This is a genomic window from Paenibacillus allorhizosphaerae (assembly GCF_042659105.1).
Classification (GTDB): domain Bacteria; phylum Bacillota; class Bacilli; order Paenibacillales; family NBRC-103111; genus Paenibacillus_G; species Paenibacillus_G allorhizosphaerae.
In genome coordinates this window covers 1,093,288-1,117,793 of record NZ_JBHSRV010000001.1, presented here as the reverse complement: position 1 = coordinate 1,117,793, position 24,506 = coordinate 1,093,288, and the positions used below count along the sequence as shown (strand labels likewise).

Genomic DNA, 24,506 nt, shown 5'->3' with positions numbered 1-24,506 from the left:
GGATACCCCACGATTTCTCTAAAGGGTACCCGTTTTGTTTGTCAGAAGCCGGGACAGCACCGCTCTGGCTTCTTCCATCGTGACCGGCATCGGTCCGGATTGCTCTTCCCAAAGTCCGGAGAACAGCTGAAGCACAAGAGGAAGTTCCAGATGGGCTTCTTTTAGCAGGTGGGGGTGCTGGCAGAACAATTCCCTCGGAGTCAGGCTGCCGAGGCATTGTCCATCCTTCACGACGACCACATGATCGGCCCATTCCGCCACGAGCTGCATATTATGTGTCGCCACAATGACCGTTTTCCCTTTGGCCATCAGCAAATTCATAATTTCCTGAACGCGTTTTTGTCCCGCCGGATCGAGGAAGGCCATCGGTTCGTCGAGGATGACGACATCGGGATCCATGGCGACGATGCCTGCGATCGCCACTTGTTTTTTTTGGCCAAAGCTGAGTTCATGCGGGTTCAGCTTTGCCAGATGTGAAATATGAAGCAGCTCCATGCTTTCATCCGCCTTACGGAACGCTTCGCCTGCTGGCAGACCCAATTGCGTCGGACCGAAAGCGATGTCGTCCCTGACGGTCATGGAAATGATTTGGTCGTCGGGGTCTTGAAAGACGACGCCGACATGGCGGACGAGGTCGGATTGATTCGCTTTTGACACTTGCTCTCCTTTAAACCATACTTCCCCGGAGGCGCATGAATACAAGCCGTTCATATGAAAGATAAGCGTCGATTTACCTGCTCCGTTTGGTCCTACAATGGCTGTTTTTTTACGGAGCGGGATTTCGAAATCAATGCCGTTCAAGGCGGCAGCACGATCTTTGTTATACTGGTAGCGGACATGTTTAAAGACGAAAACCGGTTCCATGGGAATCTCCTAACTTTTATCGTAAATAAACGCGGCCACAACGGGGGCAAGCCAAACCAACGCGAGCAGTACATCCGACCGCAGCAAAGGCGCAATATGCTGTTGCGGCGGGACGCCCCGGTAGCTTCGCGACATCATCCCCATATAAATGCGTTCCGATCTCTGTAGCGATCGAAGGAGCAAACTGCCCAGCAGCCTCGACAGAACCACGTACTGGGAAAACGAAAAAAAGCGGCGCGTGCGAAAGCCCCGGCTTTTCAGCGCTTGCAGCATATGCAGCGCCTCGGTTCGAATGACGTCGATGAAACGGAGCGTGAACAAGCTTAATTCCACGAAGATGCCGGGAACTTTCAGCTTCACGAGCGCTTGAAAAAACTCGGAGATGCTGAGCCGGTAAAACAGCAGCGTCAGCACATGCAGCGTAATGACTAGACGCAAGCTGTACGTCAGCGCCTTATGGATGCCATCGATGGAAAGCGTCAAGCCTAGCAGCCGGAAGACGGATCCTTGCTCGTATAAGGAGAAAAATACGAACGAAAATACGATGAAAGGAAGAGCAAGCCGCAACCGGCGTCGCAACATCCGGACAGGAACTTTGCAGCAAAGCATCAGCAGCAATGTGAATAACAGCATAACGAAGAGCGTTTCCGTATGCTTCATAGAAACGCTCAGCATGATCATCAGAAGGGCCGTTACGATCCGGGCCGGCGGGTGGTTTAGCATCGCATTCATTTTTTTCCCGCAATCCATTTGCCGAGCAGCAGGAAGACGGCGAACGTAATGGCTACACCGGCCAGTCCCGCAAGACTGGAGGAAACCCAGGAATCCATGCCCGGGATCGCGTAATCGGGCAGCGGAGACTTCATGAAGCTGGAAGCATGCTCGATGTATCCGGCTTCTTCGCCTGCTTTTTCAAATCCGTCCGGGTGCGAGGAAGCGAATAATGAGATAAATCCGCTGATCACGAGCGATACGATCAACCAATTTCGAACTTTTCCGTTCATTGCAGCATCGACTCCTTATTGGCGAATTGAAACGAAGAGCGAAGCGCATAAGGGATCACGACAACGGTAATAGTGGCTTCGCCGATGCCGATAAACGTATGCCAGAACAACAAGGCTTTGGCCGCCGTTCCGAAAGGGACGACGCCGGACAGTGCCAGCTCGATCGCAGCGACAAGCGAAAGCACCGTGACCGACAGCCAGGCGCTGACGAACACGGCGACGGACCGCGGGATCAACGAAAGGCTGCGCAATAGCCGGAAGGATAAAGCTGCAACGCCAGGCGCAATAATCGCCATATTGAGCAGATTCGTTCCAAGCGCCGTAATCCCGCCGTCCTGGAAGACGATTGCTTGAATCGCGATGACGGTGGACATGATCAGTGTGGACGGCCAAAATCCGAACAGCAGGGCGGCCAGCGCTCCCCCGATCAGATGACCTGAAGTCGCCGCGCCGAGTATGGGGAAGTTAATCATTTGGGAGGCAAAAATAAATGCGGACATAACCCCCATAACCGGAACTGCGCGGTATTCCAGCCGATGTTTGGAATGCTGGACGCTTTTGGCGAGCACGGCTGCAGCGACGACGGCGGAAGACGCCCATACTTTCGGGTCTAAGACTCCATCAGGAATATGCACTTCTTACTCCTCCTCGATATGCAAAAACAATAAACATATCATATCACTGTGTCATTATTTAGTAAATATGTAACACAGCTTATCGATTGGCAGAATAGATTTCGATTTTAGTATTTTCATTCCGTATAGATCGTGTTATATTATCCATAAATTGTGCTACATAGGTAAAGAATGCTAGGAAATCTTATTTTGGTTTTACGGCGAGGGTTATGAAAACGATGACAAGGAGCTGCTGCAGTATGCATGAGGGACATCACGGCATATTGGATAAAACGAAAAAAAAGGGAAAGTCGCACCATCACCACGGTCACGGCCATAGCCACGACCATGAACACGATCATGATCACGACCATAACCATGATCATGACCACGATCATCATCACGACCATCATCACCATCACCACGGAAATGGAAACGGTTTAAAAGTAGCTGCGGGCGTCATTGTGCTGGGTGCCATCGCGGCATTTATATTGTGGAGAGTGCTCTGATTGGAATTAGGCCGCCGGAAGCGATATAATATGAAGCAAATTGGCCGGAAAGGGGCTTTTTCCGATGGATTTGCAGTTGAAAGGCAAGACGGCGGTCGTCACCGCTTCCAGTAAAGGACTTGGGCGAGCGATCGCAGAACAGCTCGCTGCGGAAGGGGCGAGCCTCCTCTTATGCAGCAGGGACGAGCAGTCCGTATGCGATGTTGCGGCGAGGCTGCAGCAAACGTACGGCATCGAGGCGGCGGGCATGGCGGTGGATCTGAGCAGCCCGGAGCAAATCGGTTGGCTTGTGCAGCAGGCGAAAGACCGATTCGGCACGGTGGATGCGCTCGTTTGCAACTCCGGCGGTCCGCCCAGCGGCAGCTTCATGTCGCTTGACGAGGACGCGTGGATGAACGCGGTTCAGCTTAACTTGATGAGCGTCGTTCGATTAACGAGAGGATTTTATCCGCTGATGAAAGAGCGAGGCGGTCGAATTGTAACGGTAGCGTCCACTTCCGTTAAAGTGCCGATTCCCGGCCTCGTCATCTCGAACACGCTGCGAACCGGAGTTGTCGGGCTCATGAAGACGCTGTCCGCGGAGTGGGGCACTGACGGAATATTGCTCAACACCCTTTGTCCCGGACGCATTATGACCGACCGGATCGTCGAGCTGGATACGGCGCGAGCCGCGCGGGAGAACATAACGCCCGAGCAGGTGCGCGATGAGATGATCAAGGATATCCCGCTCGGCCGTTATGGAGAGCCGGAAGAATTGGCGGCCGCGGCTGCGTTCCTGCTGTCTCCCCGCAACAGCTACATGACGGGTTCCGTGTTCTATGTAGACGGCGGCGCGGTCAAAGCGATATAAGCGAGAGTTCCCGCCGGGCCGCGGCAAGCCTGTACTTAAGTCCAGTTGCTTTCGGGCCTGGAACTTATTACAATAGAAATATAATCCTGTTGCAACTGTTTACCCGGTATCTCCGGGATCAGGTGCCAACCGAAATGGAGTGATCCTCATGAGCGAAGAAGTACAAACTGGTCTTATCCGGATTTCAGATGATGTCGTTTCGACAATCGCAGGATTAGCTGCACTGGAGACGCCGGGGATCGCAGCCATGTCGGGAGGTATTTCCGAAGGGCTTGCCAAACGTTTAAGCGGAAAAAACGTGCAGAAAGGCGTATCGGTAGAGGTCGGGCAAGTGGAAGCGGCTATCGATCTGCGCGTCATCGTGAACTACGGTTCAAAAATCCAAGAAGTGTGCCGCGATCTGCAGGAAAATGTACGCGATGCGGTTGAAAATATGACCGGATTAACCGTGGTTGAAGTCAACGTGAAAGTCGAGGGCGTAGCATTCCGCGAGGAAGAGACGGCCGCGATTGTGGATGAAACGCATCGGGTCAAGTAATCGAAGAAGAGAGCCGTGATGGAACGAAGACGTTCCTCAGGCTCTCTTTTTTGTGGGTTCTTTTTCCGGCTTGTTTTGTTCACGGGAAATGCTGAGCAAAATGCCGAGACCCATTAAGGTCACAAGCATCGATGTCCCGCCATAGCTGATCAGCGGCAGAGTGACGCCGGTCATCGGAATGCTGTTCGTAACGCCGCCGATATTAATGAAGGCTTGTATTCCGATCATGCTGACGATGCCGATCCCCGCCAAGGTGCCGAACACGTCCTGACAGCGCAAGGCAATAATGATTCCTCTCCAGAGGAAGGCAAGATAGATGAGCAGAAAGAAAGACGTGCCGATAAAGCCCAACTCTTCGCCGATAATGGAAAATATAAAATCGTTATGCGCTTCCGGCAAATAATGCAGCTTCTGGATGCTTTGTCCGAATCCGGCGCCGGTTAAGCCGCCGTGTCCGAATGCATATAGCGATTGAATCAATTGAAAGCCCGAGTGGTCCGGATCGGACCATGGATTCAAAAATGCGGTGATCCGCCCGACCCTGTAGTTGTTCGTGCCTGCGTTCAGCAAATAGACGGAAACGGCAAGCGCGCCGAGACAGGCAAAGACCGATCCGAGAATGAATATATGCTTCAGGCTTGCGCCGCCGATAATGAGCATCAGTACGGCGACGAGGACGAGAATCATCGTTGATCCCAAATCATTCTGCAGCATGATTAAACCGCAAACAAAACAAATGACAAGCAGCGGAGGGACGAGCCCGCGCTTAAACTCGCGAATACGCTCGCCTTTCTTGCTGATGATGACCGCCAAATAAATGATGACTGCCAGTTTGGCGAATTCCGTAGGCTGCAGCCCGAAGCTTCCGATGTAGAACCAGCTTTTCGCGCCGTTCACTTCTTTGCCGATCAGCGGAACGAGAAATAGCAGCCCGACGACGCCGGCGAAGAAAGGAGCGATCCACTTTTGATACTTGCGGTAATCCACATTCATGCAAAAAAACATGGCTACCGTCCCCATGCCGATGGATATCGATTGACGAATCGCCAAATACCACGGATTGCTCGGTTTATAAGCCATGCCGGCGCTAAACACAAAAGCGAGACCGAAGCAAACTAAGGAAAACGTCAGAAACAGCAGTAAAAAATCAGGCGTTCCTCGTCGCTGGGAAGTCATGGATGACCTCCGCTTATTGCGCGAGCTTTACTTTCAATTCTGCGAGCTTTCCGTTTACTAGCTTCATGATGGTATCCGGTACTTTCGATTCATAATCCAGACCGTGAGGGAACGTCGCTCTTCCGATATAAGCGTCCTCGATGTTAAGAATAGCGTAAGGGGACTCCAGTTTGCCGGTTTCAACGCGTGTGTTAACACGTAAAAAATAGTCTTCGCCGTTCGCTTTATCTTCGATTTTCAGGTCATATGTAGCCCGGTAATACTCCCACTGCCACCGCACGAAGCCGAGTTGCTCCATTGCTTCGTCCAGATGGGCGAGATCGCTTTTCATTCCTTTAATTCCACTGTTTTCAATAATCACAGCAAGCCCTCCCTGATATGTATGTCGCCTTATAGGTAACATGAAAAATGAAAAAAACTTAAACGGGTTTCACTGGTAAATCCTTTATTCATGATAGTATGTTTCCCTTACTTGTGCAAGCCTAATGCATCGAGTGTTGTCACCGTTTCGCCCAAAGTTTGAAATTCTTGTGAAAACGAAGATGAATCGCACGGCCGCTTTTGGTAAAATGAATAAAATACAATAAAATTCGAGTAGCAAGGATCGTATTCGGTATCATGCGATTGTAGCGACGGAAGCGGAGGAAACGGGCATGAGCAGATGGAGTGAAGCCGTGGAAGCGGTGTACCCGGATATGGTGAAATGGCGCAGATACTTGCATATGAATCCCGAGCTGTCGTTTCAGGAATCGCAAACGGCTGCGTTTGTCGCAAGCTTGCTGCAGGAATGGGGAATTGAGGCTCGTACGGGAGTCGGAGGGCACGGGATCGTCGCCCGGATCGAAGGGGCGGCCAAAGGGCCGACCGTCGCACTGCGAGCCGATATGGACGCGCTGCCGATACAGGACGAGAAAAGCTGCGAATATGCGTCCAAAGTTCCCGGGGTGATGCATGCGTGCGGACATGATGCGCATACCGCCACGCTGCTTGGCGTAGCCAAACTAATGAATGAACATAGAGATCAATTGGCCGGGAACGTAGTCTTCCTGTTCCAACCGGCGGAAGAAACAACGCCCGGCGGTGCAATCGAGATGATTCGGGACGGTGCGTTGGAGGGCGTGGATGTAATCTACGGCATACATTTGTGGACCCCGTTCGAAACAGGGGCTGCTTATTGTAAGCCGGGAGCGATTATGGCAGCTGCCGATGAGTTTATTATTGAAATTAAAGGCAAGGGCGGACACGGCGGTTTGCCGCATCAGACGGTCGACAGCATTTATGTCGCTTCCCAGCTCGTCGTCAACTTTCAAGGGATCGTTAGCCGCTTCTCCGATCCGACGCAGCCATGCGTCGTTACGGTCGGATCATTTCACAGTGGAACGAGCTTTAATGTAATCGCAGAAACGGCTACCCTGAAAGGGACCGTGAGAACGTTCGACCCCGAGCTGCGATTGCAGGTAAAACGGCGGCTGGAGGATATAGCGGAATACACTTGCCGCATGAACGGCGCGGAATGCGCGATTAAGTATAACCTCGGGTATCCGCCCGTTATCAATCACGCGGCGGAAGAGGAACGCTTCCGAAGGGCAGCTGCAGCAGCGCTAGGAGAGCAAGGAGCACGCACTTCGCCGCTGATTATGGCCGGTGAAGACTACGCCTATTACCTGGAACGCATTCCCGGGTGTTTCATGTTTGTAGGCGCGGGGCATAAAGAACGAGGCATTGTGCATCCGCATCATCACCCGCGCTTTGATATCGATGAAATCGCGATGCATCATGCGGCAAAGCTGTTCATTCGGATGACCGAAGACTATTTGGCTGAACATGCATACTCCCGATAAGTGCTAGTCGAATGCGCGCATGGCGGCAAAGGGAAAGGGAAATGATACTCCTGAAGCAGCCCGGGCCGAGAAGGTTTGGCGGCGGGCTGTAACTTTTGACGGGAGGGATCATCCTTTGGCTAGAACATTGCGTGAAATTATGACGACGGACGTTTCGACGGTCACATTGAAAGATAATGTATATGAAGTTGCGGTAAAAATGAAGCAGGAAGACACCGGTTTTATTCCGGTCGTTGAAGGCAAGAAGCTGATCGGCGTCATTACCGACCGGGACTTGGTTATCCGCGGTTACGCCTCGAAAAGAGAAGGGTCCGCCGCGATCAAAGAGGTCATGAGCGATCGCGTCGTTTCGGTGCCTCCGGAAACGACGGTTGATGAAGCGGCGAAAGTGATGGCCAAAGAACAAATTCGCCGTTTGCCGGTTGTAGAGAATGGCGAGCTCGTGGGCATCGTCTCGATCGGCGACCTTGCCGTACGCGATAAGTTCGAGGACGAAGCGGGAGAAGCGCTCAGCCAAATATCTGAGAAAGACAAACAGCCTGTCTAATTCGAATCTGCACATCTGCACTTATGGACGTTCACCCGCCAATGGCGGATGGACGTTTTTTTAACGATAAAAATGTATCACAAAAAATTACAGTTGAATTGCGGTCGCTCATCTTTGAATGGCCTTGATAGAATAGTTTATTTAAGATTAGAAAGTTATTTACGAGGGCTCACCTTTGTGATCTTTCAAAAAAAGCATCCGCTAAGGTACGGATGTATCTTTATCGAATATGATTCGATAGGAGCTTTTTTTATATTGTCTTGTTCACGTGTGCATAGTATAATGGAATTGTTACGTAAATGCTTACATTAACAATTATTATGGTTGTGAGAGGCAGGGGAAACGATGGATAAGGTACGTTTCGGGATCGTCGGAATCGGAAACATGGGGAAAGGCCACGAGGGTTATTTTTCGAAGAAGGAAATCAAAGGCGGCGAGCTGACCGCGATTGTGGACACGGATCCTTCGAAGCTGGATTGGGCTCGTTCCCAATACGGCGACCGCTATCAATTGTTCGACAACTTGGACGCATTCTTCGCATCCAAAGCGTTCGACGCCGTATTGATTTGCACGCCGCATTACGATCATCCGACCGTAGCCGTCGCGGCGTTCAAGCATGGTTACCATGTGCTTGTGGAAAAACCGGCCGGCGTATATACAAAGCAAGTTCGCGAAATGAACGAGGCTGCCGCGAAGTCGGACAAAGCGTTCGGCATTATGTACAACCAGCGTACGAATCCGTTGTACCAGAAGCTGCGCAGTCTGATTACTTCGGGCGAACTTGGCGAAATTCGCCGCACGAACTGGATCATTACGAACTGGTATCGCTCCCAAAGCTATTACGACTCGGGCGGCTGGCGCGCGACGTGGGCTGGAGAAGGCGGGGGCGTTCTGATCAATCAGGACCCGCACCAGCTCGATTTGTGGCAGTGGACGACGGATATGATGCCGATGCGGGTACGGGCTTTCTGTCACTTCGGCAAATATCGCAACATCGAAGTGGAAGACGATGTGACCGCATATGTTGAATACGAGAACGGGGCGACGGGGCTGTTCATTACGACAACCGGCGAAGCGCCGGGAACGAATCGGTACGAAGTCACCGGCGACCGCGGCAAAATCGTAATCGAGGACGGGAAAATGACGTTCTGGCGGCTGGTTGTGCCGGAGCCGGAATTTAACGCAAGTTACAAAGGCGGCTTCGGGTCGCCGGAGTGCTGGAAATGCGAAATTCCGGTCAAAGCTTCCGATGGTACGCAGCATAAAGGCATTACGCAAAACTTCGTCGACCATATTCTCAAAGGGACCAAGCTGCTCGCTCCGGGCGAGGAAGGCATCAAGGGTTTGACGCTGTCCAATGCGATGCATCTGTCCACTTGGACGGACAATTGGGTCGATCTGCCGATCAACGAAGACTTGTATTACGAGAAGCTTCAAGAGCGAATCAAGTACTCCAACTTCAATAAAGTTACCAATGAATTGAAACAAATGGACGTTAGCGGCACGCACTAACGCAGGCAACATAAAGAGAGAGGCATTGTCCTCTCTCTTTATGTCTTTTCATCGGCCCACAGCCCTCTTTTGCTTTCCCTCGCCTGCCGTTCCTGCTTCCGGAACAAATCCTGGAACATGACATTCGGCGCCACCGACATCGTATTTGCATAACCGTCGCGGACCAGCGTTTCGTTAAACATGACGGGATCGCCATCAATGAATACATAACGCAGCAATCGACCGTATTTGTCTTTATCTCCCGCATCCGCGAACAAGTATACTTTTTTTCCCGTCAGCTTGGTTTTCGTGAAATTACTCGCTTCTTTTCCGAATTTTTCAACTGGCGAACCGGGCTTTACGGTTTCCGGCGTGTTAACGCCGATCAAACGTACTTTGTCCCCCGCCTTCGTCTCGAACGTATCCCCGTCGACCACTCGCTTCACTTCGGTAATCGTCGTTTTTCGATCCTTTAGCGTTGGGTACTGCTTATAAATCTCCTGAACGAAGCCGCCTGTTCCTTGCTTCGAGCCTCCGCCGCATGCCGTCGCAAGCAGCATTAGGATCATCACGGCGATCAGCTTTTTCATGACGTTCATTTTCACTCGCTCACACTCCCGCTCTATATTGTAGGGCTTGCCGCTCGCGCTTGTAAATGGATTGCTGCCAAAAAAATGTTTAAATCCGGCACGTTCCCCTCATACTAAAACTATCTGTAAAAGTTTGGAGGGTTCGGCATGCCATTTCATAAAGAACGGCCGCTTGTCGTGCAGAACGATTTTTGCATTTTGCTGGAGACGCGCCATCCCGATTTCGACGAAGTAAGAGCGGGACTGATGCGCTTTGCCGATCTTGTCAAATCGCCGGACAACATCCATACGTACCGGATGTCCTCGCTGTCGCTGTGGAATGCGGCTGCGGCGGGTGTGACGGCTGAGGAAGTCACCGATTTCCTGGAACGTTGGGCGAAGTTTGGTGTTCCCGCAGCCGTGAGACAGGATATACGCCGATTTATCGAGCGCTATGGCCTCGTAAGAATTGAGAAGCTTGGGGAAGATCTGCTGCTCATTTCCGAAGACGTCGACGTCATTAAGGAGATGGTGTCCTATAAATCGCTGCGCTCGTATGGGCTGTGCCAGGTGGATACGCAGACGCTGCGCTTTTCGTCGCTACACCGCGGCATGCTGAAGCAGGAGCTGATCAAGCTCGGCTATCCGGTGGAAGATTTGGCCGGCTATAGCCAGGGCGAGTCGCTCCCGATCAGGCTCAAAATGGAGGATGGCGAGGAAGGAACGTTTTCGCTGCGTGATTATCAGCACAAGGCGGTGGAGTCCTTTTATAAAGAAGGGAGCCTGCGAGGAGGGAGCGGCGTCCTTGTCCTGCCTTGCGGCGCCGGAAAAACGGTGATCGGCATCGCCGCGATGGGGCGGCTCGGCTGCGCGACGCTCATATTGACTTCGAACAGCACATCGGTACGGCAATGGAAACGCGAAATTTTGGAAAAGACCGACGTCTCGGAGGACATGGTCGGCGAATATACCGGAGCGCTAAAGGAAGTGCGTCCGATTACGATCGCCACATATCAAATCTTGACCTATCGTAAATCGAAAGACGATCCTTTTGTCCATATGGATTTGTTCAACAAACGGGATTGGGGCTTGATCGTCTATGACGAGGTACATTTACTCCCGGCCCCAGTCTTTCGCATGACGGCCGAAATTCAGGCGACAAGACGGCTCGGCCTGACCGCCACGTTAATCCGGGAGGATGGACGGGAGGATGACGTCTTTTCCCTGGTCGGGCCGAAACGGTACGAAATGCCCTGGAAGGACCTGGAGACGAAAGGCTGGATTGCCGGTGTGGAGTGCGTGGAGTTGAGGGTTCCGATGCCCGATCACGTGCGCGAATCATATGAAACGGCGGACGCTCGTCAAAAAATGCGCTGCGCCAGCGTCAATCCGCTGAAACTGGACGCCGTAGACGATTTGCTGCGGAAACACCCGACGGAACCGGTGCTGATCATCGGTCAGTACCTGGAGCAGCTGCACCAAATCGCCGAGCGGACCGACGCGCCAATGATTAGCGGGGAAATGGCTCACGAAAAGCGGGAAAAACTGTACAGCGCCTTTCGAAGCGGAGAGATCCGCGTGCTGATCGTATCGAAAGTGGCCAATTTTGCCGTCGATTTGCCGGATGCGGCCGTAGCGGTGCAAGTATCGGGCAGCTTCGGGTCCAGGCAGGAGGAAGCGCAGCGGCTCGGCCGCATTTTGCGGCCGAAATCGGGAGCCAATCAAGCGTATTTTTATTCGATCGTAAGCGAGGATACGAAAGAGCAGGAATTTGCGCTTAATCGGCAGCTTTTTTTAATCGAGCAAGGCTACCGATACCGGATTGAATCGATGAACGTTACAACGAAGCGCAATGAGGAAGGAGCGGCGGCGAAATGAACTATGCGGAGCTGTTGAAACGCATGCCGAATGAACTGCGAAGAAGCCTGGAGACGGAACTGTACGGACCATGGTTGAACAAAGGCGTGTCGCTCGCCGAAGTATGCACCGATCCTGTTGTAGTGAAAACGATTTGGGGCCGCATGGTCGATACCGAGCGGACGGTGCTGCGCACGCTTGTTCTGCGAATCGGCAGCGAGCCGTTCGATTATGCACGGCTTGAAAAGGCGACATCGCCGGTTTTATCGGGGGCTGAGACGAGACTTGGCCTATGCGGACTGCTCCGCAAAGGAATCGTCTTCGCTTTTCGCAAAACGTGGGGGGAATATTTGTACTTGCTTCCGATAGACGGTTTCGGGCTATGGCGCGACTTGCTGCTTCCGGAAGAAACGTCCGGTTGCGAACGTCCGGGAGATTTCGTGATGCCGGAAGTGATTCGCAGCGCACGGCTCAGCTTGCGTCTGGAGCTGTTCCAGACGCTTGTGTTTGCGGCTCAGCATGGACTGAAGCTGTCGAAGAACGGGACCGTGCATAAAAAGCTGCTCCAGAAGCTCGCGGACCAGCTTGGCTTGAACGGGGAGCTATTGAACGGAGCATCGCTCAAATATGCGTATGCAGACACGTACCCGCTGCCGGTGGCCGTAGCGCTGGATTTTTTACTTCGATTGCAGCTGCTTTCGCAGAACGAGGAGGAGCTTGCGCTGCAGCCCGAGGCGATAAGGAACTGGCTTTCTGCGTCCCCAGAAGCGCAAACGAAGCGTTTGTATCTTATATGGAAGCAATTGACGCTGTCCCCGCAAGCGTGGATGCAGCATGCCGTGAGTATGGCGGAACGGCTCGCCTCTGGCGGCGAATGGTTCTCGGCGGAAATGCTAATTGCCAATTTGTCTGCGCAAGGGATAACGGAGGAGCACGAGCAGGCGGAGGAACAATCTCAAGAGCTGCAAGCTCGGTGGCTGCTGCCGCTCGTCGCTTTCGGCTGGATGGAGGAAGGCCGGAGCCCCACAGGAGGTTCAATGGCCTGGTTTCGATGGACGGAGCACCCATTTCAATCAGGGGATGCCGAAGCATCAGATGAAGGCGGTTTGATGATCCAGCCGGATTTTGAAATTCTCGCGCCTCCGGATGTGCCCGGTGCGGTGCTATGGGAGCTATGCTGCCTGGCCGACACGGTACGTCTCGATCAGGTGAGCATCTTCAAGCTGACGAAGAGCAGCGTGCGCCGAGCGCTGGAGAATGGCAGAACGCAGGGAGAAATCGTTATGTTTTTGGAGTCTCATGCTCTGTACGGTCTGCCCGAGCATATTCGGCTGGCGGTTGAGCAATGGGCGAAGCCTTTCGGCAAAACAAGCTTTATGCAAGCATGCCTGCTGCGCTGCGTGGACGAAGAAACGGCCCAGTCGCTAGAACGGCTTCCGGGAGCTTCCCAATATTTGCAGGATAAACTCGGAAGCAACCACTACTTGATTGCTGCGGAAGACGTCAAACCGCTGGCTGCGGTACTCGAGAAAGCAGGAATGATGCCTGGCGTCCCGTCGGATTGGAAAGGAAGCGAAACGGCTGCGCAGGCCAGTGCATATCCGAAGCTCGGAGAGCACGCGGACAACAACCGCCATGATCTAAGGGAATGGACCGGCGATAAAGGATTCATTTATGCTCGCACGTCCGTCGCTTACTATGAGATGGAAGCGCGCATTCCGAGCGCGATCGATTTGTATCCCGAGTATTCGGAAATTCCGGCAGGATGGCTGAGAGACTATCGTTCCTACCACGCGTCGACACGAAAGGAAATGGTGGAAAAAGCAATCCGGTTGAAAACGGTGCTGCAAATTCGCAAGGACGGCTGCGACTACCGGATCACTCCTCATAAAGTGCAGGAAACTCGCGGCAGCTGGTGCATGACGGGGATCGGACGTACGGCATCGACGATCGACCATATCGAGGAAATGCGGTTGATGCCGGAAGAATGGCAGGAGATGAAACTGATTCTTCCTGGCATTAATGATAAATATTTATATTAATGTAGCGCGGCGAATGTGATATGATAGACATGTATGTATCTATAGACAAATGGATGAGCGAAAGGGCAGGTGGCTTAAACCATGGCAATCATGGAACCGCAGACGCTCGACATGTCTGCTATATTGCTGGGAGCTTACGAGCTCGCCGATATGATTAAAAATTCCGCGGAAACGGCGGATTACTTATATTGGAAAGAACGCAAGGACCAGGACGAGGAAGTCAAACGGCTTATGCCGCTGCTCAATCGGAAGAAGGAGCTGTTTGAAGAAACGCAGCGCTTCGGGCATTATCATCCGAATTACCACGAAGCACTGGATCAGGTCAATGAAGTGATGCAGAAGCTGGATGCGCTGGAGAGCGTACATCACTTCAAGGAAGCGGAGCGCAAGCTCGATGAACTGTTGTACGAAGTTTCGCAATCGATAGCGTTTGCCGTTTCCGATACGATCAAGGTTCCGGGCAATGACGCCCTTGCCAGCGGCGGAGGCTGCTCGACGGGTGGCAGCTGCAGCGGCAAGTGCGGCTAACGAACGGTTAGGCCCGTTACTCGCGCTGAAGCCGGAACACCGGCAGGATCGCGCCGACTGTTTCGCCGCGGCGATTCGTAACCGCCGGCCGATGGAACGGCTCGAGCTGCTCCGCTTCGGACGATTTCAGCAGTCCGAGCTGAAGCAACGCCTCCGTCGCTGCAGGATAAAGCGCGCGTTCGCTACCGTCTTCGATTTTGAGGGCAAGACCGATGCCCTCCTGCGGAACGGTAAGCGCATAGACGCCTTCGGCGCCCATCTTGCCGACGATGCGTCCGCCGGTTACTTCGATTAACCGGGTATCGTAGCGTCCGGTTCCGGCTACATAATAAGGCGCCGTGCGGATGGCGCCGATAATTTGCCGGCAGGCGTCCGCACGCGGCCGAGGCAGCTCCTCAGGGTTCCCCAGGCGCGCATAACCGTAAGCGAGCGCCGCCAGCGGCAGCGCAAATACCGGAACGCCGCAGCCGTCCGTTCCCAGTCCGATGCTTTCCGTCGGGACGCCGCACATATCTGCTACCGTCTGCAGCATTTTTATCTGGACAGGATGAGCACTTGCGGTATACTGTTGAGTAGGCGCCTGCATGAGCGCGGATAATGCTAGCATGCCGGCATGTTTGCCGGAGCAGTTATTGTGAAGCGGCGTCACCGTTAGCCCGGATTGCTTGATAGCTTCGGCGGCGGGCTTGTAGAACGGTTCGTGCACGCCGCAGCTAAGAGCGCTTTCATCGAACCCTGCTTTCCGCAGCAACGCCAGCGCGGTTTCCGCATGGGCGGACTCCCCGTTATGGGATGCGCAGCAAAGCGCCAGTTCGGCCGGGGTCAACGCATAGCGTTCCAAGCCTCCCGCTTCGATCAGGGGGATCGCTTGAATCGGTTTGGCTGTGGAACGGGCATACGTATAATAATCGGGATTTCCGGTGAACGCTATTGTATGCCGGCGGAAATCGACGACAGCCATATGGCCGCGATGTATACTTTCCGTCATCTCTCCCCGGGTAACTTCTACTAAAATTTCTGCTGTAGCGGATGACGACATGATAATCGGTCCTTTCCAAAAATATAATGGCAATGAAAGAAGGGTTTTCCCATGTTTACCGAACGTAGCGGCATAATCGTATGGGTGAATGATTTGAAAGCGGCAGGCAAGCAATTGGAGAAATACGGCAACGTGCATTTTATTTCCAAAAAGCTTCATTACGCCGCTATGTACGTATATACGAACCGGCTTGACGAGACGGTCAAACAGCTTCAAAAGCTTCCTTTCGTCAAAAAAGTCGAGCGGTCTTACCGCAGTGAAATCAAAACCGAGTATAACAGTAATATTCCTGATAAGACAAGATTCTACACGTTATAATACGCGCTATCCTATACCATACGTCATGCATGAAGCTTCTGTTCGCAGAAGCTTTTTTATTTTGTTTTTCAATTATGTAGGTTTTCTAAAGATTTTTTAAGTTGATTCTGTGCCTAAATGAACTAAAATAATAGATAAGCGATCATGCAGTACATAGGTTTAAAGTACTATTTTTGTAGGAAGAGGGTATGGATAATGGGCTCGAGCAGAATCGAAGGTTTGGAGAAGAACGATGCAAATACTTTTCTTCTTGGCAACAAAAGGATTGCAGAGATCATCATCACTCATCATGCCCGAAGCCGCTGGGCCGATCGTGTGGAGTCGGAGAAGACCGGCTTCGCGGATATTTCCGCTTTCTTATGGAGCAAGTTGAAAACGGATTCCGTACGAACTTATTACAAAAACGAGCAAGACGTATTCCTGATCGATGAAGATTTGGTAATGGTGGCGGAATTTACGCCGGTGCAGCCTGAACATAAAGGCCCAGGACCTGTTATTTATAAGATGATTGTCGTGACGTTTCTCGGCCGCATGTCGGAAACGATGGAGCTTCGGGATTTGCGCTCCTACTATTCCTGGTTGCGTCATTCACGGCGGATGACGCTGATCAAAAACAGCCGGAAACGAAGATAATATAAGAATCGTCCGGAGGCGTGCCGAAAAACAGGCATGCCTTTTTCTTTTTTGGTATAATGTGTAGTATTCATGCTCCACCGGAGGAACGATCATGGCGCTTAATTTTCATCAGCTTCACATTTTTTATACGGTTGCGGAAAAAGGCAGCTTCTCGCACGCCGCCCAGGCGCTGCATATGACACAGCCTGCAGTGACAATGCAAGTCCAGTCGCTGGAGGATTATTTCGGCACGAAGCTGTTTCTGCGGTCCACCAAGCGGGTGGAACTGACGGAAGCGGGACGGACCTTGCTTCCGTATGCCAAGCAAAGCATTGAGCTTATAAAGGAAACGGGAATCCGCATGTCCCGGTTCACGCATATGCTGGAAGACCGTCTCCATCTGGGGGCAAGCCTGACGGTCGGCGAATATATATTGCCGCGGCTGCTCGGTCCGTTTAGCAGCGAGTACCCGAACATCTCCGTCAGTATGAAAGTCATAAATACGAAGCAAATTCTCGAAGAGGTGCTTGCGCATCAGCTTACGTTCGGGCTTGTCGAGGCGGAAGTGCATCATCCCGATGTGCATACCGAAGCGGTGCTCAACGATGAGCTTAAGCTTATCGTTCCGCGGAATCATCCGTTGGCGGAGAAGGAACACGTCACGGTCGAAGAGATGCTTCATTATCCTTTCGTGCTTCGGGAGCAGGGCTCCGGAACGCGGAGCGTGATGGAAGAGGAGCTGGAGCGGGCCGGATACGACCGGAACGCGCTCAAAATCGTTATGGAGCTCGGCAGCACCGGAGCGGTGAAATCGGCGGTCGAAGCGGGACTGGGCATCTCGATTTTGTCACAATCGTCGGTCAAGCATGAGTCGGCGCTCGGTGTGCTTCAGGTGAAAAACGTGGAAGGGATCAGCTTTGCCCGCAGCTTTCATGCGATCTATTTGAGCTCGACGCTGCTGCCGATATCAGCCGTAACGTTTCTAACGTTCCTGCGGGAAAAAGATTTAAGTCAGTGGCTGTAAACAGTGGATTCAGGAGCCGTGAAAAAATCGGTTCGGCTAAGTCCAAGTCGTCCAAGCGCTGATGTATGGTACAAATAGATTGGAAAAAGGGGATATCAGCATGCAATATGCCGATTTGCATTCGCATACAACGGCGTCGGACGGCACGCAGCCTCCGGCGGACAACGTGAAGCTCGCTGCCGCCGCCGGTTTGTCGGCTGTGGCCATTACGGACCACGATACCGTCGCCGGACTGGAAGAAGCGATCAAGGCCGGCCGGGAGTACGGGATCAAGGTGGTGCCCGGGGTTGAGATCAGCACCGTGTACGCAGGCCAGGATATTCACGTTCTCGGTTACTTCATCGATTGGAAAGATGAGACGTTTTTATCGAGACTCGCCGAACTTCGGCGAGTGCGCGACCGGCGCAACGAGATGATTATCGACAAGCTGCAGGAGCTTGGGCTCGACGTGACGATGGACGATGTCATCGCTTCGCTTCAAGCCTCGAAGAAAGCGGAGGAGACCGTCGGCCGGCCGCATATTGCGGATGCGCTGGTGCGCAAAGGCTATGTGGCGAATATGGCCGAGGCGTTTGACCGTTATTTGGCAAAGGGAGCTGCGGCCTATGTCAACCCGCCGCGGATCGAGCCGGCCACCGCCGTGAAGTGGATCATTGATGCGGGGGGCACTCCGGTGCTTGCGCACCCGGGGCTGTACGATCAGGATGACGTGATCCCGAAGCTTAAGCAAGCGGGGCTTGCCGGGCTGGAAGCGTATCATTCGGACCATACGCCGGAACAGGAAGTGCATTATGCCGCGCTTGCCGAATCGCTGGGACTTACGATTACCGCAGGGTCCGATTTTCACGGAGAGCGGGGAGGGGTCGTGTTTCACGCGCCGCTCGGCGCCCGCCGGATCGATGCGGCCGTATGCGATCGGCTGCATGAGCAGAGAGGCGGGCGATTATGAACATACGCAAAGCGATTATTCCAGCAGCGGGTCTCGGAACCCGCTTCCTCCCGGCGACGAAGGCGCAGCCGAAGGAAATGCTGCCCATTGTCGACAAGCCGGCTATCCAATATATCGTGGAAGAAGCGATATCGTCGGGCATCGAAGATATAATGATCGTAACGGGCCGGCACAAGCGCGCGATCGAGGATCATTTTGATAAATCGATCGAGCTGGAGGCGGCGCTCGAGCATAAAGGATCGCTGGAGCTGCTCGAAATCGTGCGTTCCGTATCGAATTTGGCCGATGTGCATTACATCAGGCAGAAAGAGCCGCTCGGTCTCGGTCACGCGGTTCTTACCGCACGTAAATTTATCGGGAACGAGCCGTTCGCCGTTCTGCTCGGGGACGATATCATTCGGTCGGAGAAGCCTTGCCTCAAGCAAATGATCGAGCTGTACGAGCAAACACAGACATCCGTTATCGCCGTACAGGAAGTGCCTTGGGAGGATGTCGACAAATATGGCATCGTTTCTCCGGATTCGCTGACCACATCGGATAAGCATTGCTACATCGACGATTTGATCGAGAAACCGGAACGTGACAAGGCGCCGTCCAATTTGGCGGTCATCGGTCGTTATATCATCTTGCCGGAAATTTTCGCCATTCTGGAGAATAGCAAGCCCGGGCGTAACGGCGAAATTCAGCTGACGGACGCGCTGGGCCAGTTGAACCGGCTCAAACGGATGGTCGCCTGCCAATTCGAAGGGAAACGATACGACGTTGGCGACAAGCTCGGGTTCGTCGAGGCTACCTTAGAAATGGCATTGGCAAGCGATGAACTGAAAGAGCCGCTGAAGCGTTACTTACGACGATTAATGAACGATCTGTAGGACAGATGCCATAGCTGCCTAAAAATTGAAAGGTACCGAGAAAAGGACAATTGCCGAAAACAGTATAAAAAGACCCGAATGTTTCCTTTGAGAGGGAACATTCGGGTCTTTTTTGGCTTGCTGCGTGCGCTACTTCAATTGTACCTGCATTTGCTTAATATGCTCTGCGTCCGGGGTGATGAACAACGTCTTCTGATGATCATAGATGACAAAACCGGGTTTGGCTCCGCTCGGTTTGCGGACGTGCTTGATCAAAGTATAATCGACCGGCACTTGGCTCGACTGCTTGGCCTGGCTGAAATAGGCGGCCAGCTGAGCGGCTTCGTTCAGTGTCGCTTCGCCGTACTCCAGGCTGCGGATCACGACATGCGAGCCCGGAATGTCTTTCGTATGGAGCCAGGTGTCGCCCGCGTGGGCGAGCCGGTTCGTCAAATATTCGTTTTGTGTATTGTTTTTGCCGACGTAGAGCGGAATACCTTCGCTAGACGTATAACAGGCGAGGACAGGTTTCTGATTCGGCTTTTTTTTGCGTCCTTTTTTACTGCGCGCGCGCAAGTATCCTTGCTCCGCCAGCTCTTCGCGTATTTCTTCGATATCGCTAAGCCCGGCGCTATCGAGCTGCTGCAGCAGATTGTCCATGTAGCGGATTTCCATATCCGCTTGTTCCATTTGCTCGCTAACGGCGGAGAGGCTGTTTTTGCTTTTCGTATATTTTTTGAAATATCGCTGAGCGTTCTCCGATGGGGTCAGCAGCGGGTCAAGCTCGATGGTGACAGGACGCTGCTCCTCGTCGTAATAATTGGTCACCTCGATCTGCCTGTCGCCTTTCTGGATCATGTGCATCGAGGAGGTCAGCAGTTCACCCAAGATGCGGAACCGATCGGCCTGCCGGGCGTCAGCTAACGTTTCTTCCAACTTCTCCAGCTTTTTGACGTTTTTGCTCCGCTCGTTCGTAAGCAGCCGAATGAGATCCGAGACGCGCTGCTTTACCGTATCCCGCTCCGCTTTATCGCCGAAATACGCTTCGAGGCAATCGCTGACGGAGTCGTAACGGGTCTTCTCACCTTCAATATGGGTCAACTCGATGACCGAAAAGTACGTTTTGCCCGTCTTCTCCTGCAGGACAATGTTTGCCTGCGACTGATGGGCATGAAGCTGTTCGGTTACTTCGCGGAACGGCTCCCACAGATTGACGGCAAAATCAGCCGGGTCCGTCACTTCGTTTGTGCTGCTGCGTTCCGCTTTCATAGCGCGAAACACGAGTTCCTTGGCCGCAAGCGGGCTGAAGCCGCTAAACCGTTGTACGATCGCCTGCTCCCACCATCGCGGAGTAGAGCCGGGAACGTCACCCTCTCCATCCGCTTCGGCGATCATACTCCAGAAGGCGGCGGTAAACCGCTCCCTGTTCCAACCGAAAGGAAGCTCTTTATGCTGCTCCGGCGGAGCGGTATAGGCGCTTCCCGGCATGACGACGCGGTATGAGCTGATCGCGGGCGTCACATGGTGAATTCCGTCGAGAATCGTTCCGGATACCGGGTCCATAAGGATAATATTGCTGTGCCGGCCCATAATTTCAACCACAATCAGCTTCGTGCTAATATCTCCCAGCTCGTCCCGTTGGCGTATTTTTATATGAACCACGCGCTCCATCCCCGGCTGTTCGATCGCTTCGATCACGCCGCCCTCGCAATGTTTGCGCAGCAGCATGCAGAACATCGGGGCCTCCAGCGGATTGATGTAGCTTTGCTCGGTGAGATGCGCTCTCGGATAAGTAGGGTTTGCGGACAATAATAGCTTTACGCCGCTGCCGGGAATCCGAATCTGCATCACAATATCATTTTCCGTAGGCATTTGAATTTTATTGATTCTACCGCCGACACAGCTCTGAAGCTCATGAACGAGACTGTATACGACGAGACCGTCTAACGACATGCTGTACAACTCCATTTCTTCATCATTGCAACCGGAGTACAGGGAAGGTTGCAACGACTTAATAAGCGCTAAACTCTATCATGCCATATTTTAATGGAAAACTTAAGCTTTTTTCACTCGTTCTAGCCTTTCCTATGTGCCTGACACCTTGTTTTATACATATTTTGTCCGGGGAATGGCGTTATGATAGGCAGCGTTTGCCAAGAGATCAAGATTTCGTGCTATTTTGCAGCTTGTCTGAATACATTTAGCCTAGACAACCTTTTGGCTTGGACGAACCCGTTATTTCCGGCAAAGGTATAAGGGCTGGACGGCGTGATGTCCATTCAAGTTTCAAGCACCGGCGGTGCCATAAGTTTTGGGAGGGAGAAGCAAATGAGTCAGAAACAGTGGTACCAGATGACGGCGGAGGAGATCTTGGAGCAAACCGGGACCCATCCCGCCGGAGGACTGACCGCAGAGGAGGCGCGCGAACGGCTTGCGACTCACGGAGCAAACGAGCTTGCGGAGGGTGAAGGTGTATCGCCGATTACATTGTTCCTCAACCAGTTCAAAGATTTTATGGTGCTGGTGCTGGTTGGGGCTACGCTCGTGTCGGGACTCCTTGGGGAATACCTCGACGCCATTACGATTATCGCGATCATTATTATGAATGGCATCCTCGGCTTCGTACAGGAGTTTCGCGCAGAGCGTTCCCTGCGGGCGTTGAAAGAGCTGTCGGCGCCCTTGGCCAAAGTGCTTCGCGGCGGGGTAGTGGAGCAGGTTCCGGCAAGGGAGCTTGTTGCCGGGGACGTCGTCATTTTGGAAAGCGGGGACAGGATTCCGGCCGATCTGCGTTTTCTTGAAGCGTTCGGCACTTATGTGGAGGAGTCCGCATTGACCGGCGAATCCGTTTCTGTCGCCAAACATACGGAGGCGCTGCAGGGCGGCGAAGTGCCGCTTGGCGATCAGCGGAATCTCGGGTTTATGGGCACGATGGTGACCCGGGGCACGGCCAAGGGCGTTGTGGTCCGAACGGGAATGGATACGGAGATGGGGAAAATCGCCGATCTGATCCAGAACACCGATGCGATGGAAACGCCGCTTCAGCATCGGCTGGAGCAGCTCGGGAAAATATTGATCATCGTGGCGCTTGCGCTTACCGTGCTCGTCGTCGTAGCGGGCATATTGCACGGGCAGGAACCGTACGGCATGTTCCTTGCCGGCGTTTCGCTCGCGGTCGCGGCGATTCCCGAAGGGCTTCCGGCCATCGTAACGATTGCGCTGGCGCTCGGGGTACAGCGGATGATTCAGCGCAAAGCGATTGTTCGCAAGCTGCCGTCCGTGGAAACGCTAGGATGCGCGTCCGTGATTTGTTCGGACAAAACAGGCACGCTGACGCAAAACAAAATGACGGTAACTCATTTGTGGATCGGCGGCGATGTGCTGGAGGTAACCGGGGACGGCTACGACCCGCACGGCGACATTGTGAAAAACGGGAAGCATGTGGATGTGCGCAAAAACCAAATGCTTCGCAAATTACTGCAAGTCTCGGTGCTTTGCAACAATGCGATGCTCCATGAACAGCATGGAGAAGCGAAAAAGAAAAAAGGCGAAGAGCCACCTGCCGTATGGAACATCAAAGGCGACCCGACGGAAGGCGCGCTTGTCGTATTGAGCGCCAAAGCCGGCATCACGCAGCAGTCGCTTGACGGCTTGTACCGGCGCGTCACCGAAATGCCGTTCGATTCGGAGCGGAAGCGGATGTCCGTCGTCGTCCAGCATCAGGGGGGACGCATGGTGTGCACAAAAGGCGCGCCGGATGTGCTGCTGTCGCAGTGCGCTTACGTGCTGTGGGACGACAAAGTGATCCCATTTACCCCGACGCTCAAGCAGAAGGTGCTTGCGGCCAACGAGGGCATGGCGAAAAACGCGCTTCGCGTGCTTGGCTTGGCTTATCGCGATATGAAGCCGTCCGAGCGCTGCGAACAGGAAGATGAGGTGGAAGCGCAGCTTATTTTTATCGGCTTGACGGGAATGATCGATCCGCCGCGGCGCGAAGTCCGGGAGGCGATCGTGAAGTGCAAACGGGCGGGCATCAAAACCGTAATGATTACCGGCGATCATCAAACAACGGCCGAAGCGATCGCCCGGCAGCTCGGGATATTGCCTGCGGACGGGCTGGCTTTAAACGGCCAGCAGCTCAGCAGCTTGAGCGACGAAGAGCTCGATAAGCAAGTCGACAACGTGTACGTCTATGCAAGGGTGTCGCCGGAACATAAGCTCCGCATTGTCAAGTCGCTGCAGCGTCGGGGTCATGTCGTCGCGATGACCGGCGACGGCGTGAACGATGCGCCGGCGATCAAAGCGGCCGATATCGGGATCGCCATGGGGATCAGCGGCACCGACGTTTCCAAGGAAGCATCGGCTCTCGTACTGAGCAACGACAACTTCGCGACTATCGTCTCCGCGATTGAAGAAGGACGCGGCATCTATGAAAATATTCGCAAGTTTATCCGTTATTTGCTCGCCTCCAACGTCGGCGAAATATTGACGATGTTCCTGGCGATGATGGCCGGCTTGCCACTCCCGCTCGTGCCGATCCAAATTTTGTGGGTCAACCTGGTAACCGACGGATTGCCGGCGATGGCGCTTGGCGTCGACCAGGCGGAAAAAGATTTGATGCAGCAAAAGCCCCGTCCGGCGAAAGAAAATATTTTTGCGCGGCGTTTGGGCTGGAAAATTATTTCCCGCGGCATTTTGATCGGGCTCTGCACACTGACGGCGTTCTACATTACGCTGAAACAAGGACAGGACAGCCCGGACGCGCTGATCAAAGCGCAGACCGTCGCATTCGTGACGCTCGTTATGGCGCAACTCATCCATGTATTCGACTGCCGCAGCTCGCGTTCGATCTTTCACCGCAACCCGCTGCAAAACGTATGGCTCGTGCTGGCGACGGTTTCGTCGCTGCTGCTGATGCTGCCGGTGCTGTACGTGGAAGCGCTGCGGCCGATCTTCAAAACCGTTCCGCTCGATGTAACGGATTGGATCCTGGTTCTCGTGTTCGCAGGAATACCGACGTTCTTGATGGGCCTGGGCAGCGTCATGAGCAAACCGGCCAAGCGCAAGCCGCTTTCGTACGGAGGAGGACAAAAGCCGGTAAAACCGATTGTCCGTTAAGCTGCCTTAAGATGCAGGTATCTGGAACCAGCCGAAATTCCGCTTCAGACGGGATTTCGGCTTTTTTTTAAATGCGATGGTATTGAATATTTACGAAAACCTATGCATCCTATCGAATTTGCGCTATGATAAAGGATAAATCACATTGTAACGGGAGTCTGTGCG

General features: G+C 53.3%; 24 protein-coding genes. 15 read left to right on the top strand and 9 right to left on the bottom strand.

Annotated elements, in window-relative coordinates:
• Positions 1-18: 18 nt before the first annotated feature.
• The 4 genes from ACFQI7_RS04890 to ACFQI7_RS04875 are packed head-to-tail and all read right to left on the bottom strand — an operon-like array spanning position 19 to position 2,503.
• The gene (locus ACFQI7_RS04890) at positions 19-864 is read right to left on the bottom strand and encodes an energy-coupling factor ABC transporter ATP-binding protein (protein WP_218097213.1); all 846 of its coding nucleotides are present in this window, start codon (positions 862-864) and stop codon (positions 19-21) included.
• A 9-nt stretch (positions 865-873) separates the two neighbouring features.
• Positions 874-1,596, bottom strand: a complete 723-nt coding sequence (gene cbiQ, locus ACFQI7_RS04885; RefSeq protein ID WP_218097214.1) for a cobalt ECF transporter T component CbiQ — start codon at positions 1,594-1,596, stop codon at positions 874-876.
• Entirely contained in the window at positions 1,593-1,868 is a 276-nt protein-coding gene (locus ACFQI7_RS04880) for a PDGLE domain-containing protein (RefSeq protein WP_218097215.1), read from the bottom strand. The genes cbiQ and ACFQI7_RS04880 overlap by 4 nt, the downstream gene beginning before the upstream one ends.
• Complete coding sequence (locus tag ACFQI7_RS04875) at positions 1,865-2,503, bottom strand: energy-coupling factor ABC transporter permease (RefSeq protein WP_218097216.1); 639 nt, start codon at positions 2,501-2,503, stop codon at positions 1,865-1,867. The genes ACFQI7_RS04880 and ACFQI7_RS04875 overlap by 4 nt, the downstream gene beginning before the upstream one ends.
• Positions 2,504-2,742: 239 nt before the next feature.
• On the opposite strand from ACFQI7_RS04875, the gene ACFQI7_RS04870 reads away from it, so the two are divergent.
• The 3 genes from ACFQI7_RS04870 to ACFQI7_RS04860 all read left to right on the top strand — a co-directional run bounded on the left by ACFQI7_RS04870 (position 2,743) and on the right by ACFQI7_RS04860 (position 4,379).
• Complete coding sequence (locus ACFQI7_RS04870; protein ID WP_218097217.1) at positions 2,743-2,991, top strand: hypothetical protein; 249 nt, start codon at positions 2,743-2,745, stop codon at positions 2,989-2,991.
• A 64-nt stretch (positions 2,992-3,055) separates the two neighbouring features.
• Entirely contained in the window at positions 3,056-3,841 is a 786-nt protein-coding gene (locus ACFQI7_RS04865) for an SDR family oxidoreductase (RefSeq protein ID WP_218097218.1), read from the top strand.
• Positions 3,842-3,989: 148 nt separating this feature from the next.
• Positions 3,990-4,379: an Asp23/Gls24 family envelope stress response protein gene (locus ACFQI7_RS04860; RefSeq protein ID WP_218097219.1), complete on the top strand. Its 390-nt coding sequence runs from the start codon at positions 3,990-3,992 to the stop codon at positions 4,377-4,379.
• Positions 4,380-4,415: 36 nt separating this feature from the next.
• Here the strand turns inward: ACFQI7_RS04860 and ftsW are convergent, their stop codons facing one another.
• A complete protein-coding gene (ftsW, locus tag ACFQI7_RS04855) occupies positions 4,416-5,555 on the bottom strand; it encodes a putative lipid II flippase FtsW (RefSeq protein WP_218097220.1) in 1,140 nt (379 codons plus the stop codon).
• A 13-nt stretch (positions 5,556-5,568) separates the two neighbouring features.
• The gene (locus ACFQI7_RS04850) at positions 5,569-5,916 is read right to left on the bottom strand and encodes a YugN family protein (RefSeq protein ID WP_218097221.1); all 348 of its coding nucleotides are present in this window, start codon (positions 5,914-5,916) and stop codon (positions 5,569-5,571) included.
• Positions 5,917-6,208: 292 nt separating this feature from the next.
• Here ACFQI7_RS04850 and ACFQI7_RS04845 point away from each other — a divergent pair, with 292 nt between their 5' ends.
• The 3 genes from ACFQI7_RS04845 (at position 6,209) to ACFQI7_RS04835 (ending at position 9,455) form a co-directional block, all read left to right on the top strand.
• Complete coding sequence (locus ACFQI7_RS04845; protein ID WP_218097222.1) at positions 6,209-7,396, top strand: amidohydrolase; 1,188 nt, start codon at positions 6,209-6,211, stop codon at positions 7,394-7,396.
• A gap of 115 nt (positions 7,397-7,511) precedes the next feature.
• Positions 7,512-7,943: a CBS domain-containing protein gene (locus ACFQI7_RS04840; protein ID WP_218097223.1), complete on the top strand. Its 432-nt coding sequence runs from the start codon at positions 7,512-7,514 to the stop codon at positions 7,941-7,943.
• 345 nt (positions 7,944-8,288) lie between these two features.
• Positions 8,289-9,455: a Gfo/Idh/MocA family protein gene (locus ACFQI7_RS04835; protein WP_218097224.1), complete on the top strand. Its 1,167-nt coding sequence runs from the start codon at positions 8,289-8,291 to the stop codon at positions 9,453-9,455.
• Between the two features lie 38 nt (positions 9,456-9,493).
• Here the strand turns inward: ACFQI7_RS04835 and ACFQI7_RS04830 are convergent, their stop codons facing one another.
• Positions 9,494-10,033 carry a thermonuclease family protein gene (locus ACFQI7_RS04830; RefSeq protein WP_218097514.1) on the bottom strand — a complete coding sequence of 180 codons (540 nt, stop codon included), beginning with the start codon at positions 10,031-10,033 and terminating at the stop codon, positions 9,494-9,496.
• A 138-nt stretch (positions 10,034-10,171) separates the two neighbouring features.
• Here ACFQI7_RS04830 and ACFQI7_RS04825 point away from each other — a divergent pair, with 138 nt between their 5' ends.
• The 3 genes from ACFQI7_RS04825 (at position 10,172) to ACFQI7_RS04815 (ending at position 14,430) form a co-directional block, all read left to right on the top strand.
• Positions 10,172-11,881 (top strand): DNA repair helicase XPB, encoded by a 1,710-nt coding sequence (locus ACFQI7_RS04825; RefSeq protein WP_218097225.1) that lies wholly within the window; start codon positions 10,172-10,174, stop codon positions 11,879-11,881.
• Entirely contained in the window at positions 11,878-13,902 is a 2,025-nt protein-coding gene (locus ACFQI7_RS04820) for a helicase-associated domain-containing protein (protein ID WP_218097226.1), read from the top strand. Before ACFQI7_RS04825 ends, ACFQI7_RS04820 begins: the two co-directional genes overlap by 4 nt.
• A gap of 81 nt (positions 13,903-13,983) precedes the next feature.
• Complete coding sequence (locus ACFQI7_RS04815; RefSeq protein WP_218097227.1) at positions 13,984-14,430, top strand: YlbF family regulator; 447 nt, start codon at positions 13,984-13,986, stop codon at positions 14,428-14,430.
• A gap of 16 nt (positions 14,431-14,446) precedes the next feature.
• On the opposite strand, the gene ACFQI7_RS04810 is transcribed toward ACFQI7_RS04815, so the two are convergent.
• Positions 14,447-15,469, bottom strand: a complete 1,023-nt coding sequence (locus tag ACFQI7_RS04810) for an asparaginase (protein ID WP_218097228.1) — start codon at positions 15,467-15,469, stop codon at positions 14,447-14,449.
• Positions 15,470-15,520: 51 nt separating this feature from the next.
• Here ACFQI7_RS04810 and ACFQI7_RS04805 point away from each other — a divergent pair, with 51 nt between their 5' ends.
• From ACFQI7_RS04805 to galU, 5 genes are all read left to right on the top strand, one after another.
• Positions 15,521-15,787 (top strand): YlbG family protein, encoded by a 267-nt coding sequence (locus ACFQI7_RS04805; RefSeq protein WP_218097229.1) that lies wholly within the window; start codon positions 15,521-15,523, stop codon positions 15,785-15,787.
• 195 nt (positions 15,788-15,982) lie between these two features.
• Positions 15,983-16,420 (top strand): hypothetical protein, encoded by a 438-nt coding sequence (locus ACFQI7_RS04800; RefSeq protein WP_218097230.1) that lies wholly within the window; start codon positions 15,983-15,985, stop codon positions 16,418-16,420.
• Between the two features lie 94 nt (positions 16,421-16,514).
• On the top strand, positions 16,515-17,426 hold the full coding sequence (locus tag ACFQI7_RS04795; protein WP_218097231.1) for a selenium metabolism-associated LysR family transcriptional regulator: 912 nt from the start codon (positions 16,515-16,517) through the stop codon (positions 17,424-17,426).
• A gap of 100 nt (positions 17,427-17,526) precedes the next feature.
• Entirely contained in the window at positions 17,527-18,375 is an 849-nt protein-coding gene (locus ACFQI7_RS04790) for a PHP domain-containing protein (protein WP_218097232.1), read from the top strand.
• Positions 18,372-19,247, top strand: coding sequence for a UTP--glucose-1-phosphate uridylyltransferase GalU (gene galU / locus ACFQI7_RS04785; protein WP_329958202.1), 876 nt, complete (start codon positions 18,372-18,374; stop codon positions 19,245-19,247). The genes ACFQI7_RS04790 and galU overlap by 4 nt, the downstream gene beginning before the upstream one ends.
• A 129-nt stretch (positions 19,248-19,376) precedes the next feature.
• On the opposite strand, the gene ACFQI7_RS04780 is transcribed toward galU, so the two are convergent.
• A complete protein-coding gene (locus tag ACFQI7_RS04780) occupies positions 19,377-21,179 on the bottom strand; it encodes an Rqc2 family fibronectin-binding protein (RefSeq protein WP_218097233.1) in 1,803 nt (600 codons plus the stop codon).
• Positions 21,180-21,554: 375 nt separating this feature from the next.
• Here ACFQI7_RS04780 and ACFQI7_RS04775 point away from each other — a divergent pair, with 375 nt between their 5' ends.
• Positions 21,555-24,341, top strand: coding sequence for a calcium-translocating P-type ATPase, SERCA-type (locus ACFQI7_RS04775; protein WP_218097234.1), 2,787 nt, complete (start codon positions 21,555-21,557; stop codon positions 24,339-24,341).
• The last annotated feature ends 165 nt before the right edge of the window (positions 24,342-24,506 follow it).

Coding starts and splice junctions, on each gene's coding strand:
- ACFQI7_RS04890 (WP_218097213.1), bottom strand. CDS start 864: ATGGAACCGGTTTTCGTCTTTAAACATGTCCGCTACCAGTATAACAAA.
- cbiQ (WP_218097214.1), bottom strand. CDS start 1,596: ATGAATGCGATGCTAAACCACCCGCCGGCCCGGATCGTAACGGCCCTT.
- ACFQI7_RS04880 (WP_218097215.1), bottom strand. CDS start 1,868: ATGAACGGAAAAGTTCGAAATTGGTTGATCGTATCGCTCGTGATCAGC.
- ACFQI7_RS04870 (WP_218097217.1), top strand. CDS start 2,743: ATGCATGAGGGACATCACGGCATATTGGATAAAACGAAAAAAAAGGGA.
- ACFQI7_RS04865 (WP_218097218.1), top strand. CDS start 3,056: ATGGATTTGCAGTTGAAAGGCAAGACGGCGGTCGTCACCGCTTCCAGT.
- ACFQI7_RS04860 (WP_218097219.1), top strand. CDS start 3,990: ATGAGCGAAGAAGTACAAACTGGTCTTATCCGGATTTCAGATGATGTC.
- ftsW (WP_218097220.1), bottom strand. CDS start 5,555: ATGACTTCCCAGCGACGAGGAACGCCTGATTTTTTACTGCTGTTTCTG.
- ACFQI7_RS04845 (WP_218097222.1), top strand. CDS start 6,209: ATGAGCAGATGGAGTGAAGCCGTGGAAGCGGTGTACCCGGATATGGTG.
- ACFQI7_RS04835 (WP_218097224.1), top strand. CDS start 8,289: ATGGATAAGGTACGTTTCGGGATCGTCGGAATCGGAAACATGGGGAAA.
- ACFQI7_RS04830 (WP_218097514.1), bottom strand. CDS start 10,033: ATGAACGTCATGAAAAAGCTGATCGCCGTGATGATCCTAATGCTGCTT.
- ACFQI7_RS04825 (WP_218097225.1), top strand. CDS start 10,172: ATGCCATTTCATAAAGAACGGCCGCTTGTCGTGCAGAACGATTTTTGC.
- ACFQI7_RS04820 (WP_218097226.1), top strand. CDS start 11,878: ATGAACTATGCGGAGCTGTTGAAACGCATGCCGAATGAACTGCGAAGA.
- ACFQI7_RS04815 (WP_218097227.1), top strand. CDS start 13,984: ATGGCAATCATGGAACCGCAGACGCTCGACATGTCTGCTATATTGCTG.
- ACFQI7_RS04810 (WP_218097228.1), bottom strand. CDS start 15,469: ATGTCGTCATCCGCTACAGCAGAAATTTTAGTAGAAGTTACCCGGGGA.
- ACFQI7_RS04805 (WP_218097229.1), top strand. CDS start 15,521: ATGTTTACCGAACGTAGCGGCATAATCGTATGGGTGAATGATTTGAAA.
- ACFQI7_RS04800 (WP_218097230.1), top strand. CDS start 15,983: ATGGGCTCGAGCAGAATCGAAGGTTTGGAGAAGAACGATGCAAATACT.
- ACFQI7_RS04795 (WP_218097231.1), top strand. CDS start 16,515: ATGGCGCTTAATTTTCATCAGCTTCACATTTTTTATACGGTTGCGGAA.
- ACFQI7_RS04790 (WP_218097232.1), top strand. CDS start 17,527: ATGCAATATGCCGATTTGCATTCGCATACAACGGCGTCGGACGGCACG.
- galU (WP_329958202.1), top strand. CDS start 18,372: ATGAACATACGCAAAGCGATTATTCCAGCAGCGGGTCTCGGAACCCGC.
- ACFQI7_RS04780 (WP_218097233.1), bottom strand. CDS start 21,179: ATGTCGTTAGACGGTCTCGTCGTATACAGTCTCGTTCATGAGCTTCAG.
- ACFQI7_RS04775 (WP_218097234.1), top strand. CDS start 21,555: ATGAGTCAGAAACAGTGGTACCAGATGACGGCGGAGGAGATCTTGGAG.